Origin of the sequence: Actinopolyspora mzabensis (assembly GCF_900101095.1) — a bacterium.
Lineage (GTDB): Bacteria > Actinomycetota > Actinomycetes > Mycobacteriales > Pseudonocardiaceae > Actinopolyspora > Actinopolyspora mzabensis.
In genome coordinates, this window is record NZ_FNFM01000011.1 from 232,435 (window position 1) to 244,577 (window position 12,143).

The 12,143-nt window shown below is 65.1% G+C and carries 17 protein-coding genes and 1 tRNA gene; 4 read left to right on the forward strand and 14 right to left on the reverse strand.

Features of this window, described 5'->3' with window-relative positions; genetic code table 11:
- Nucleotides 1–34: 34 nt before the first annotated feature.
- Complete coding sequence (ssb, locus tag BLR41_RS19075) at nucleotides 35–502, reverse strand: single-stranded DNA-binding protein (protein WP_245694510.1); 468 nt, start codon at nucleotides 500–502, stop codon at nucleotides 35–37.
- Between the two features lie 523 nt (nucleotides 503–1,025).
- On the opposite strand from ssb, the gene BLR41_RS19080 reads away from it, so the two are divergent.
- Nucleotides 1,026–1,099 (forward strand) — tRNA-Arg (locus BLR41_RS19080).
- Nucleotides 1,100–1,170: 71 nt separating this feature from the next.
- Here the strand turns inward: BLR41_RS19080 and BLR41_RS19085 are convergent.
- From BLR41_RS19085 to BLR41_RS19135, 11 genes are all read right to left on the reverse strand, one after another.
- A complete protein-coding gene (locus BLR41_RS19085) occupies nucleotides 1,171–2,319 on the reverse strand; it encodes a site-specific integrase (RefSeq protein ID WP_092630911.1) in 1,149 nt (382 codons plus the stop codon).
- Nucleotides 2,319–2,498 (reverse strand): helix-turn-helix domain-containing protein, encoded by a 180-nt coding sequence (locus BLR41_RS19090; RefSeq protein ID WP_092630914.1) that lies wholly within the window; start codon nucleotides 2,496–2,498, stop codon nucleotides 2,319–2,321. Before BLR41_RS19090 ends, BLR41_RS19085 begins: the two co-directional genes overlap by 1 nt.
- 2 nt (nucleotides 2,499–2,500) lie before the next feature.
- Nucleotides 2,501–3,964, reverse strand: a complete 1,464-nt coding sequence (locus BLR41_RS19095; RefSeq protein WP_092630918.1) for a replication initiator — start codon at nucleotides 3,962–3,964, stop codon at nucleotides 2,501–2,503.
- Between the two features lie 98 nt (nucleotides 3,965–4,062).
- The gene (locus tag BLR41_RS19100) at nucleotides 4,063–5,094 is read right to left on the reverse strand and encodes a hypothetical protein (RefSeq protein ID WP_092630921.1); all 1,032 of its coding nucleotides are present in this window, start codon (nucleotides 5,092–5,094) and stop codon (nucleotides 4,063–4,065) included.
- Nucleotides 5,095–5,107: 13 nt separating this feature from the next.
- Nucleotides 5,108–5,293, reverse strand: a complete 186-nt coding sequence (locus BLR41_RS19105; RefSeq protein WP_092630924.1) for a hypothetical protein — start codon at nucleotides 5,291–5,293, stop codon at nucleotides 5,108–5,110.
- Nucleotides 5,290–5,886 (reverse strand): GGDEF domain-containing protein, encoded by a 597-nt coding sequence (locus BLR41_RS19110; protein ID WP_176798056.1) that lies wholly within the window; start codon nucleotides 5,884–5,886, stop codon nucleotides 5,290–5,292. Before BLR41_RS19110 ends, BLR41_RS19105 begins: the two co-directional genes overlap by 4 nt.
- 84 nt (nucleotides 5,887–5,970) lie before the next feature.
- Entirely contained in the window at nucleotides 5,971–7,449 is a 1,479-nt protein-coding gene (locus BLR41_RS19115; RefSeq protein ID WP_092631062.1) for an FtsK/SpoIIIE domain-containing protein, read from the reverse strand.
- An 88-nt stretch (nucleotides 7,450–7,537) separates the two neighbouring features.
- Complete coding sequence (locus tag BLR41_RS23735) at nucleotides 7,538–7,666, reverse strand: hypothetical protein (protein WP_281240971.1); 129 nt, start codon at nucleotides 7,664–7,666, stop codon at nucleotides 7,538–7,540.
- Between the two features lie 59 nt (nucleotides 7,667–7,725).
- A complete protein-coding gene (locus tag BLR41_RS19125; protein WP_092630933.1) occupies nucleotides 7,726–7,998 on the reverse strand; it encodes a hypothetical protein in 273 nt (90 codons plus the stop codon).
- Between the two features lie 65 nt (nucleotides 7,999–8,063).
- Nucleotides 8,064–8,267: a hypothetical protein gene (locus tag BLR41_RS19130; protein ID WP_143013131.1), complete on the reverse strand. Its 204-nt coding sequence runs from the start codon at nucleotides 8,265–8,267 to the stop codon at nucleotides 8,064–8,066.
- Nucleotides 8,268–8,498: 231 nt separating this feature from the next.
- Nucleotides 8,499–8,849, reverse strand: a complete 351-nt coding sequence (locus BLR41_RS19135; RefSeq protein ID WP_092630939.1) for a hypothetical protein — start codon at nucleotides 8,847–8,849, stop codon at nucleotides 8,499–8,501.
- Nucleotides 8,850–8,977: 128 nt separating this feature from the next.
- Here BLR41_RS19135 and BLR41_RS19140 point away from each other — a divergent pair, with 128 nt between their 5' ends.
- The 3 genes from BLR41_RS19140 (at nucleotide 8,978) to BLR41_RS19150 (ending at nucleotide 10,684) form a co-directional block, all read left to right on the forward strand.
- Complete coding sequence (locus BLR41_RS19140; RefSeq protein ID WP_092630942.1) at nucleotides 8,978–9,316, forward strand: GntR family transcriptional regulator; 339 nt, start codon at nucleotides 8,978–8,980, stop codon at nucleotides 9,314–9,316.
- A gap of 141 nt (nucleotides 9,317–9,457) precedes the next feature.
- Nucleotides 9,458–10,201 carry a helix-turn-helix domain-containing protein gene (locus BLR41_RS19145; protein WP_092630945.1) on the forward strand — a complete coding sequence of 248 codons (744 nt, stop codon included), beginning with the start codon at nucleotides 9,458–9,460 and terminating at the stop codon, nucleotides 10,199–10,201.
- Nucleotides 10,202–10,213: 12 nt separating this feature from the next.
- Nucleotides 10,214–10,684 carry an NUDIX domain-containing protein gene (locus BLR41_RS19150; RefSeq protein ID WP_092630948.1) on the forward strand — a complete coding sequence of 157 codons (471 nt, stop codon included), beginning with the start codon at nucleotides 10,214–10,216 and terminating at the stop codon, nucleotides 10,682–10,684.
- On the opposite strand, the gene BLR41_RS19155 is transcribed toward BLR41_RS19150, so the two are convergent.
- Together BLR41_RS19155 and BLR41_RS23205 are read right to left on the reverse strand one after the other, a co-directional pair.
- A complete protein-coding gene (locus tag BLR41_RS19155; protein WP_092630951.1) occupies nucleotides 10,677–11,228 on the reverse strand; it encodes an HD domain-containing protein in 552 nt (183 codons plus the stop codon). The genes BLR41_RS19150 and BLR41_RS19155 overlap by 8 nt on opposite strands.
- A 505-nt stretch (nucleotides 11,229–11,733) precedes the next feature.
- On the reverse strand, nucleotides 11,734–12,143 hold a 410-nt coding region (locus BLR41_RS23205), incomplete at its 5' end, for a hypothetical protein (protein ID WP_218120249.1).

Below are 12,143 nucleotides of genomic sequence, written 5' to 3' on the forward strand. Positions count from 1 at the left end.
CCGACGGGCCGTGGTGTCCTCAGCCGCTGTGCCGTCAGGCGCCGATCGCCTGCGTGGAGGTGTCATCGGCGCTTCGTGGACACGGCAGTGCGCTCCGGAAGCAGTCACGGGCAGCACCCGTGCCCGATCCGGCGGTCTCCTCCTCGGTGTCATCCGCCGCGGCACGGGAGTCGTGCAACACGTCGAGCCCCACCGCACCGGCTTCGACCTCCGCGGTGGTTCGACGCTGCCCGTCGGTCTCGTACTCCTTGGTGCGCAGCCTCCCTGTCACGAGCACCGAATCGCCCTTCTCCAGGGCCTGCACCACCCCCTGGGCGAGCTGCTTCCAGCAGTGGACCGTGGCGTAAACCCGATCACCGTCGACCCAGCGTTGGTTCGCACGGTCGAAGCGCCGGGTGATGCTGACCATGCGGAAACTCGCCACACGATTGCCGTGTCTGGTCTCGCGGGTCTTCGGGGCACTGAGAACTTCACCGACAAGAGTGACAGCGGTTTCGTACATGAGCTCCTGCCCTTCCACCACTTCGAGTGGTCTCGTCTCGGTTCGATGGCGCCGTGCGGCGCTGCACTTCAGCCTGCAAGAGCACGAACACTATGAGCCACGACAAAATTACGATATGTGTAAAAGGCGTGGCCGTGTGGACAATTCGCGAACAGAGCTCCCGATGAGGTAGCTGACAACATCGCGAAACTCCACCCGAAAGAGCGAGAACCGGGGTCGTCGGGCGCCGTGAGATAACGACTCGATTTCGTGGAAGCGCAGCGGATAGAGTCGTAAGCGAAGCGCGACTACGATGTGCACGACGACTCGTTGTCGCTGCGCAGGTCGCCACCACGCGACCCGCGACAGGAAAACGAACAAGATTCAGACAACTGGGATCAACCGCTCGGGATTATGATCGGCTTGCCATTCGATACCGTCTCGGCAACAGCTCCCGTGTGGGTTCTCCGTAAAGCGAGAGGAACCGTTAGTCTGCTTGGCGCGACACGACACGTGCTGTGAGCGCGCGCTCGGTGTCGTTCGAGCCCTCGTAGCTCAGACGGATAGAGCAAGAGACTTCTAATCTCTAGGTCGCAGGTTCGAATCCTGCCGGGGGCGCCTAGTACCAGGGCACAGACGTGGGGGCGGATCAGGTTCGAGATCCATCCCCACTTTATCCCCACTTTTGTTCAGTCTTCCCGGTGCAGGTCGGCCAGGGCTCTGGCCGCCGAGTCACCGACCGTCTTCCGATTCATGTACACGTCCTGGGTCATGCTGACCCGATCGTGTCCGAGGTAGTCCGCGATCTCGCGGGCCGACAATCCGGCTTCGTCGAGTCGGGTGGCGACCAGGTGCCGGAAGGCGTGCGGGTGCAGCCCGACCCATTCGGTCTCGGCCACCAATTCCCGCAGATCGGCACGGGTGTTGTCCGGATCGCGCAGCGTGCCCGACGCCGACGGGAACACCCACTCGGTTCCGGTGGCTTCGTGACGACGGCGCAGCAGATCCACGAACCAGCCTGGAGCGGTGACGGTGCGCATGCCCGCCGAGGACTTCGTGTGAGGCTGCACGAACAGGCCCACGCCCTTCTCCCGGATCACTGTCCCTTCGATCCTGATGGTGCCCGCGCCGAAGTCGATCTTGGACCAGTCCAGCGCGAGCAGTTCACCGATGCGGCACCCGAGAGCGGCCAACGCGTCGACCACGTCCGGCAGGTCCCGCCGCACCGCCTTGTCCGAGGCGGCCAGGTGTTTGCGCAACCGGGTGTATTCCTCGCGGGTGATCACGGTCTTCTGCTTGGCGGAACGCTTCCCGCTCGCCTTCGGCAAGGTCACTTCGTTGACCGGATTGCTCGGGATCGCGTCGTGACGCACCGCGATGGCCAGCACCCCGGAGAGCACGACCTTGGCATGCTTGGCGCTGCCCGAACCGGCGTTGTCGTGAATCGACCGCAGCACCCGCGTGGCGACCGAGACGGTCACCTCACTCACCCGCAACGCTCCGACCGGTGTGGACAGATCACGATCCCACGCGTCGCGGTAGGTGCGCTTGGTCCGCAACGCCTTGTCGGACTCCTCCAGCTCCCGAAGCCACATCCCCGCCACATCGGCGACCTTGCTGGCAGCGGTGACCTCATCACCGGCCACCGACCGAGCACGGTCACGCAAGGCTTGCTTGAGATTCTCCTTGGCCCCGGTCTTGCTCGTGCCCATGCGCTCCACATGCCGCACGGTGCCGTCGTAATCCCGATACTTCGTCCGAGCCCGATAACGCTTCTCGGCCACCTTGTAGCACCGGATCTCACCGTGCGTCCCCAACGGCAACGGCGGCCGCGGCATCAACTCACCTCCGTGGCTTGGGCGTCGAACCAGGCTTCGACGTCGTCGGGCTTGAACCGCAGGTGTTTACCGAGCCTGCGTCCGGGAGGTCCGCCGCCACGGCTGCGCCATTGGTAGATGGTGTTGGTGGGCACGCCGAGGTAGTCGGCCACGTCGGCCGGGGTCCAGAGGTTGCGCATGGCTAGCTCCTCCGTTTCTCGTGTTCGTAGCGCTGTTTGCGGTCGTGGCGGATCTGCTGGGCGAGAGCTTCGGCCAGTTCGGTTTCCTCGGGGCTGTCGTGGCCGATGTGGGTCATGGCCCAGTGGTTGACCACGGTGATCTCGTCCTCGCCCACGCCGAGCTCGTCGAGCACCTGGCGGTGCCGGTACTGGCGCCGGTCGCCGCGAATCCGGGTGAAAGTCGTGCTGTAGTGCTTGGACTTGGACAGGAAGTGCCCGCGGAAGGCGAGCATGTGGGCCCAGCGGCGCAGGTTGAGATGCTCCAGCGGCCCGGCGAGGTATCCGCTTCCGCCGCAGGTGCCGCAGGTGGGCCGGGTCTGGCAGGGGCAGCCGTCGGGGGTGTGCTCGCCGTGCGGGTGGCAGTCCGCACAGCGTTGGGGTGCGCCGAGGTTCCAGGCGGTTTGGATGATCCGCCGGTGGTGCGGGTTGATGTCGAGTAGGTCGAGGTGGCCTTGGGATCGGATGGGTTTGTCCACGGCCTCGCTGGTGGAGGTGCCTTTGGTGGCGTATTTGGCCACATAGGACGCCAACCGGTCGTCGGTGATGTCGCCGTGCTCGTTCTCCACCTGGGAGGCGTTGGCCGCCCGGATGGGGCGCACGTCGATCTGCTCACCCCAGCCGAGGACGTGGGGGTTGCCGTCCCGGTCGCACGCGGTGACTGAGACCGCCCGGGACGCCGTGCGCACCGCCTCAGCGAGCAGATCGGTGCTCGCCCAGGCCGGGGGCGGATCACTCGGCCCGGTAGGGCCGTCGAGGCGGATCACGGCGTGGAAGTGGATGATGCCGCGCCGTTGGTATTCGGCGACTTTGGCGTACGACAGGCGGACGTGGTCGCTGATCTCGCGCACCCGCAGCCCGACCAGTCCGGCGAGGTGGCGCAGCAGGTAGGTGCGGAACCGGCTCCACAGGACTCCGGCGTGGGCTTGCCAGAGCACGTGTCCGGTGTAGTCGTAGCTGTCGGGGTCGAGGGGTTGGCCGCGTGCCGGATCGTGCTCGTGGTGAAACGACCCGCACCCGCACGGCATGGTTTTACCGCTCTTGGGGCTCACGCGTCGGTTGTGCACGGGTCCGAAGCTCGGTGCGGTGAGGGTGACGAACAACCGGGGTGTCTCGGCCACGGTCTCGGGAACGTCCTTACTACCGCCGGAGAGGCCCGCGCGGAGCAGGTGGAACGCGTCGGCGGCATACCGGTCGGAGCAGGCGGGGCAGACGGCTTCGCGCCGGTTGCCGCAGGGGCTCATGACCGCACCCGTGCGGGAGGCCAACTCCGCCCCGCTGTGGGCGTGGTGGATGGCCCACCGGCCGGACAGGTGCACCGGTCGGGTGCAGCCGGCCACCGAGCGGACCTTGGCCTTCCACGTGTCGAAGTCGGTGGCCTGTATCCGGCGCGTGAGCCGATCCACCGTGGGCTCAACCGCAAGAACCATACTTGCCCTTTCCCTACTGAGAGCGCAAAAAAGGGCGGAAACCCCAGGGCAGCAAGGCCACCACGGGGGTTTCCGCCGAGAAGTGAGCAGTCGGACGATCAGGACACGGGGTGCCCGTTGGTGACGGGGTGCCCGTTGGTGTCCGGTATCGCGAGTTCGACGACGAGCGTGTTCGCCAGGGCTTCGGGAAGCCGCACGATGTCCTGCACGTCCTGCACCGACAGGGACCGGCCTTCGGTGCGGTAGGCGTGCTCACGAGCCGCAGTGAGCTTGTCCACCACGTGCTCGGGTAGCCGCATCGACGAGGGCCGCACCCGTTCCAACACCGCCGACTCATCGTCAGCCGGTTCGGTCTCGCCGGAGATCTCCGAGGGGTCCGTGTGCTCCCTGGTGTCCGCACCGGAATCGAGCGAAGAAGCCGCGGACTGGACCGGCTCCGTTTCGGACTCGGTAGGAGCGGAAGGGGCCAGCATCGGTTCCGCCTCGATCGGTGTGGCAGGGGCCGGCATCTGCGTGTCCGAGGGTTGCTCGGCCGGTGTGGTGTCGGCCGAGGTGTTCTGGTCGGCGTTGTCGTAGCTGGCGAGGATGACCGCGCGGGAGCGGGCTTGGATGATGGGGATGACTTCGGCCAGGCCGTAGACGATGACCGGGATGATGGCGTGCACGGCCAGCGATCCCAGGTTGACCGCGCCCGCCCCGAGCAGGGGTGCGAGTTGGGGCACGACGTTCATGAACAGCGTCGACCCGAGCAGCACGTGCTTGATCCGCGACCACCAGGCCGCCTCCGGGGCGACGCCGTGGGCCAGGATCGTGGCCTCGAAGTTCAGCAGCATGATCAGCAGCCCAGCGAACATCGGTTCCACGGTCCAGGCGGCCCACCACATCGGGTCACCGATGGCGCGGTTTCCGGCGAGGAAGTCTTGGACCCCGGTGGTGGTAAACACCAGCCCGGTGGCCAGGAAGAGCCACAGCCCGGCCACGGTGCGCCGCCGCGAGGTTTCCATCCGCACCGCCACCAGGTCCGGGTCCCGCACCAGCGACCGCAGATGTCGGGATTCGGCGATGCGCCGTTCCAGCTCACTGACCCGACGCGTCCGCCCCGAGGCGGGCTCTGTATCAGACTTGGACACCAGCAGCCCCCTTCTATTCGCTGTCGCCGGGTGAGAACAGGGCCAGCACTCCGCGGATGAGCAGCACCAGGACCAGGCCGATGCCGATGGACCAGGCGGGTCCGGCCAGGGCCCACAGCAGCGCCAGCACCAGGAGCACGGTGAGGGTGGCCGCGAGGAGTCCGAGGAGGCTGCGGCCGGTGAGGTGGAACAGGATCATGACGTGACCGCCTTTCGGTCGGTGGGTTCATTCCGCCCCCGGTGGGAGCGGCTGGGTTTGGTGGCATACATCCGTTGGTCGGCCAGGGCGAGTAGGTCGGACAGTGACCCGTCGTCGGGGTTGGTGGTGGCCGCGCCGACCGACAGGGACAGCTCGATCGTGTGCCCGCCGATGGCGCGGGGTCCGCGGATGGTTCGGCGGATCTGTTCCGCTCGTGTTTCGGCGACGCGTCCGGCGTCGGGTCGGGTGAGCAGCACGGCCAGTTCGTCGCCGTGCAGCCGCACCGGTAATTCGCCGGGGCCGGTGGCCGCGTGGAGTTCGGTCGCGATCTGGCCGAGCACTTGGTCGCCGATGCGGTGCCCGTGGGTGTCGTTGACCTGTTTGAACCGGTCCACATCGAGCAACAACACCCCGACCGGAGCCCCCGTGCGACGGCGTAACCACCGGGTGCGGTGGAAGGTGCGGTGCATTCGGGCGCGGTTGGCCAGCCCGGTCAGCGGGTCGGTGTGCAACCGGCGCCACAGCCGGTGCGCCCACAGACCGGTGGTTGTGGTGGACAGGGTGGTTGCGCCCAGGGCGAGTTCTGCCAACATGAAACCTGCCTCCATTGGTGAGGTAGGCCCCGCTCCTGTGATCTCTTGCCGGAGAAGGAGCGGGGCCGCTTACAGGGTTGGGGGTTACGCGGCGTCGAAGTCGTCGTCCTCGCCGTCGTCTTCGATGTATTCGATGTCGTCGGTCTCGCTGGACTCGCCGCCGGTGTCAGGGGAGTCCGCGGAGTCGGTGCCGTCGTCCCTGTTGGGGAAGTCGAGGACGGTGGCGTCTGCGCTGGTGGCGAACCGGACCAATTCGGTGATGTCGTCATCGCTGGTGTAGGCCGCACGGACCCGCAGGGGTTCTCGTTTCCCGTCTTGTTTGAGGTAGGCCACGCCGGGCATGTAGTCGGGGATCTGGTCGGCGAACGCACCCCGCTCGCGCACCCCCTCGCCCAAGGCCATGTCCACGTAGGAGGCTTCCTCCAGCCGCAGGGCGATTTTGGTGGGAAACAGCCCCCGCATGGGGACGACCTCTTTGATGGGCTCCTGCGTCGCGCCCACCACCCGGCCGCCGACCGCGCGGTATTGGGTCAGGGCTTTCGACAGCAGCTTGGTGAACTCGCGGCTGATGTCGCGGTCGGTGTATTCGCTCATCGCGGCCAGCTCATCCACCAGCAGCAGGTCCAACGGTTGCTCGGCCGAGGGGGCCCAGTTCCGCCGCCCCTGGCGCCCCATGTCTTCCTTGCGGGCATCCAGGGCGTCCACGTACTCGCGAGTCAGGTCGAGGCCGCTCGTGTCGTCGGTGGCGAACCGGTGGAACAGCTCGGCGCCCTGGCCGAACTCCATGCCGCCTTTCGGGTCGAGCACCCACAGCCGCACCAGCCCGGAACGGATCCACGGCGCGAGGGCACGCAGCAGGCCCCACATCCAGGAGCCTTTACCCGCGCCGGTGGCTCCGGCGATGAGGTAGTGAATCCCGCCCACCAGGTCGAGGGCGAAGTCCCTCCCGTACTCATCCCGGCCCAGCGGCAGCCGGGCCAGATCCACCGCGGCCTCGTCGCGCGGCATCTCCGGCAGCGGGAGGAACAGCGTGTCGAACGGTTCGCGTTTCTGGATATCCAGGCTGATCACGCCCGGCTTGATCGTGCGCAGCGTGGCCCGACGCGCGTTGTAGGCATTCGCCAGCCGGTCCAGGACTTGCTCGAAATCCTCGGCCGCTTGGCCGCGGACCATGCGCAGCCGCACCGAGTCCCAACAGAAGGTGGACCGCACCGACAGCAGCTTCGGTAGCAGGCTGTGCCCGTGCCGGTTGGAGCTGGTCAGCCCACACCCGAAGGCGATATCGGCCCACTTGCGGTGGTAGACGAACCACCGTCGCCACCAGGCCCGCAGCAGCCGACCCGCGAACCGATCGAAGGTGGGCCGGTCCAACAACCGCCACGACACCCCAGCGGCCACCGCCACTCCGGCCGCGATCAGCATCGTGTGAAACCCGACGTAGGCCCCGGTGATGCCCACCGCCGTGAGCGTGCCCACCGAGCGGGGGTGGCGGGCCAGAAACCGCAGCACCATCCGAGCCGGAGTCCGCTCCGTGTCCCCCGTGTTGACGCGCGTGTCCCGCACCGCCACCCACTCCTTCCGTGCTCATGAAAAACGGGGCACCCAGCCCTTCCGGTGCGGAAAGACCGAGTGCCCCGCCTGTGTGGTCGTGTTACTGGTTCCGTTGGCTCATTTCCAGTTGGGAAATCACATCCCCCGTGCGGGTCTTCAGGTTCTTCAGCGAACTTCCCAACCCTTTCGGGACACCGAACTTCCGCAACGCCTGATTCAACGTGGACATCGAGGCGTCCACCTTTTTCGCCATCTTGTGAATATCATCGCTGTTACCGCGCAGACCCATTACTTGTATCCCTTCGCTACCGACTTCCCGCCCTTTTTGCCGATCGCGTCCCGCACGCGGGTGATCGAACTCTGTGCCTTGCCGACCATGTCCACCGTCTCGTTGAATTGGCGCTTCTCGGCGAATTCCTCCTCCAGCGAATACACCTGGTTCAACTGCCCGTGCAGGTCATCCATGAGCTTGCCGATCAGATGCAGCCGGTTGACCGCCGGAGTGTTCATCTTGATCCGAAACGTCGACGTCGTGCCACGCCCCACCGGAACCGTCGCCAACAGTCACACACCCTTTCCCATCATCGAATCCGGGCCGAGACAGCCCGCGCCGTGAAATCCCTGCATCACTGCGTGTCCTTTCCGTCCAGGTCGTCGAGCACACCCGACAGGCGATCGACCACCGCTTCCTGGTCGGAGACCGCGAACGGCAACCACGTGCCCACCTCCGGAAACGCCCGCCCCAGCAGCCGGTCCAGCCGCTCCAGATCCGCCCGCAACTCCCGAGCCCGCGCCAGAGCATCAACCACATTGCGACGATGCCGCACCACCGCAGACTCCGACGAAATCACCACGAACCACCACCTCATTTCCGCACACGGGAACCATGAAAACCCCCGAACCAGCCAATTCAAAATCTGCCGATCCGGGAGTCAACATCATTCCCGGCGCGCACAAATGCGCCGGAAAAAGACACAACTCGGCTCCACTATGGAATTCTCAAACAACGAGTGACCGAGAGTTTCGGTCGAGAATGGGATTCTCATTCCGCGAATGAGATATCAACCAGCGAGCTTGACCCCGGTCGCCTTGTAGGCGATGCCGCAGCGATGCTTTCCGTTGTCGTTGGCCCAGTAGGACAGTCGGGGATTGATCAGCTCGACCGTGGCCCCGGACGTGATGTCCTCACCGGGTTCGGTTTCCAGCGTCACCTTGACCTCCACGCCCCGACCGTTCGGGCGCCCGTCCTGCCCACGCGGCTTCCCGAACACCATCACCACGTACTGCTGAACACCTTCGCGGTCTGTCACCGCGACATCGTTGCCGTTCTCGTCCTGCTTCATCTTCAACATCGGGTCTTCGGTGACCTGCAACTTGTATCCGTCGAGAACAACCGGAACGTTCGTATGCATCAGTACCTCCGTGATCTTTATCGTTCGTTGCCGACATAGACCAATATACATCGGTATGTATCGGTCTGCAAGGGGGTGTGCCCCGATGAGCTATGTCGGTGTAGGTCGCTTTGGTTAGACTTGGCGCTATGGAGCAGGAAACCCCAGGGCTTGCCGCGTATCAGCGTGTGGCCGAGACCATCAAGCGTGAGGTCCGTTCAGGCGCGCTGAGTCCTGGCGACCGTCTTCCCAGTAACCGCGGAGTCGCCGAGAAGTACGAGGTGGCACTCGGGACCGCGCAGAAGGCGTTGAGTGCCCTGGAGGAGGACGGTTGGATCACGACCACGCCGTCCGTGGGGACGTTCGTGAATTCGGTCCCTGCCGAACCCGCGCAGCAGAGCGAGGACCTCGCTTCGGCTGTCGCCGAGTTGCAAGCCACGGTCGCGGATCTGTCCGCCCGGTTGGACGCTCTCGAACAGCAGCTGTGAGGCTGCTCGTGGTGGTGTTTCCGTTCCGCTGTCATGGTTCCAGGTTCCCGTGATCAGCGGGACGTCTTCACCGCATGGCGGGACGTTTTGGGACGTCTCGACTATGATCGTGACGTCCCCGGACGTACTTGGAAGGCAGCGATGCCCCCGAACGAACGGTTACGTGATGCCCTGCTCAAACAAGGAATCACGCCGTCCGAACTGGCCGATCAACTCCAGGTGGACCCGAAAACCGCCGAGCGGTGGGTCACCACCGGACGGAAACCACACGCACGCACGCGGCACGCGATCGCCGCGAAGCTGGGGGAGGCGGAGCGCTACCTGTGGCCGGGAGCCGTCTCGGACGACAAGGCACAGCAGGTAAGTGAGTCCGAAGTGGTCAAGCTGTATCCGCACCGCAACGCGGTACCCAACGACCTGTGGGATCGCTTGCTCGGCGCGGCGACGTCCCACGTGGACATGCTGGTCTACGTGGGCATGTTCATGACCGAGAAGCCGAATCTGTTGGATCAGCTCAGGGACAAAGCCGCCAACGGAGCACGGATCCGGCTACTGTTCGGAGACCGCGACAGCGACGCCGTGATTCAACGCAGCTTGGACGAGGGAATCGGGCGGAACACGATCTCGGCCAAAATCGACCACGCGTTGGCCTTCTTCAAACCCCTGGCCGACACCCCCGGAGTGGAGATCCGCAAGCACGCGACGGTGCTGTACAACTCGATCTACCGCTTCGATGACGAGATGGTCGTCAATCCCCACGTGTTCGGCAAGCTCGCCGCCCACGCGCCAGCCATGCACATTCGCCGTCTCGCCGCCGGTGATCTGTTCAGCACCTACGCGGACAGCTTCGATGCTGTGTGGGACAGTGCTTCGGCGTTGACCTGAGAGGCAGGAACCATGAGCAAGCGGGACTACTACGGCGATCCACAGGCCCCGGCCGCCAACAGCCTCGTGGTGGCCGTGGCCGTGGTGGTCCGCGACGAGTCCGGCCGTGTGCTGTTGATCGAACGCACCGACAACGACCTGTGGGCACTGCCCGGCGGAGCACAGGACATCGGCGAGACCACCCGACAAGCCGCCTTGCGCGAAGTCGCCGAGGAGACCGGGCTCACCGTGGAGATCACCGACATCGTGGGGATCTACTCCGACCCGCGACACGTCATCGCCTACGACGATGGCGAGGTCCGCCAAGAGTTCTCGATCGTGTTCACCGCCCGACCGGTGGAGGGACTACTACGGCCCAGCAGTGAGAGCCGCCGCGTGCACTGGATCCAGCCCGCGGAACTGGACGCACTGACCATGCACCCCACCATGCGGATGCGCATCGAGCACGCGTTGCAAGAGCGCTCCGAACCGTATCTCAGCTGACCGCCGCCGAATCCAGTCGCGTACGCGTGCGATCCACGGCCGCGAGCAGTTCCGGCGAGCCCTCGGTGATGAACCGGGTAACCAGATGCTCCGGGCCGTAACGCTGCTGAATCTCGGCGATGCGGTCCCGCGCGTCCACCTCCGTGCCGTCCGGAGTGGTGTTCAGATCGCAGTACCACAACGCATCACGAAGGACACCGCCCTCGTCGACGAAGTCAGCGAGTTCATTCGAGAGCCCGCGAAGTTCGGCCTCCAGCACCGCGTACGAGTGATGCGCGACCAGATGCACCAACCGATCCGGAGCACCGATGTCGGCAAGGAAGACCGCCCCGTCCAACGGGTGGAAACCGGTTGTAGCCAAGTCCGGAGCGTAGCCCACATCGTGCAGGACCGCCGCAGCCTCCAACAGATCAGCATCACCACCGGAGACCGGACGAAGCCCCCGAGCACGTTCGGCCACCCCCTGAACATGCGACCAACGGCGCGGCAAACTCTCCGCCAGCTTGTCCCGCGAGACCTCGAACGCCCACGCATACAACGTCATAGCTCGACCCTATCCATCCGAACCGACACCCCAATGGGCAAAACGTGGGTGACCACCGATCGACCCAGTCCCAGTGTGCGTGTGTGTAGAGTTTCTTTTCTTCATCAAGGGCGGCCCCTGCCGGGGCCGCCTGCCTACTTGCCCAGTGCGTCCGGGGGAGAGCCGCCCGCCCGCTTGTCTGGTGCGGTCGGCCAAGCCGACGCCGGGCGTGCGGCTGGCGCCGGTCCCGGCGCCGGCGGCCGACCGCGGAAGCGGTGGGCGGGCGGCATCCCCGGACGCGGAGCGGAAGGCAGGCGACCCAGGCGGCAGGGACCGCCGAGGAAGCTCACCGCACTCTCGCCGGTACGGCTTAGCACCGTGGTCGGTCGGGCACGTGTTCCCGCGAAGTGTGGTCCCGCTGTGGACGCCCTCACTCAGCCACTTCCTACGGGCAACCCACCGTGCCCGCGACGTAGCCCCGCACCTGGCTGTGCTTGGTCAGCTATGAGTTTAATGATATTAACTGTCAATCGGATTTCCACTCTCTAAGGGCAATACTAGCGAGCCATATCGATATCGGGGTGCCATACTGTCCAAATAGGTTTGGAATAGCGTCGTTCAACACAAGTAGCAACTCAAGTAGAACGATGTTCTCGACTATCCTTAACGCTTTCGTGCGGCGAATACCGGCAATGAGTCCGCTTGGGGTTATATCAAGTTCCCAACTTTCTTGAGTGCTCGTATCTGGTGTCACCAGGAGCGATGAATTTCCAGTGTCACTCTCATCAAACGTTACTGTGTTCCGGAAAGGATCGACGAGTCTAGTTGGGGGTATTTTTAGCGTGGCTAGCGCGTTCCGCATCGTTTCCGATATTGCCGGTTGCGCTATGCCTTGGGTCAGCTTGCCGACATCCGACATCGCTGCCAATGGCGAGG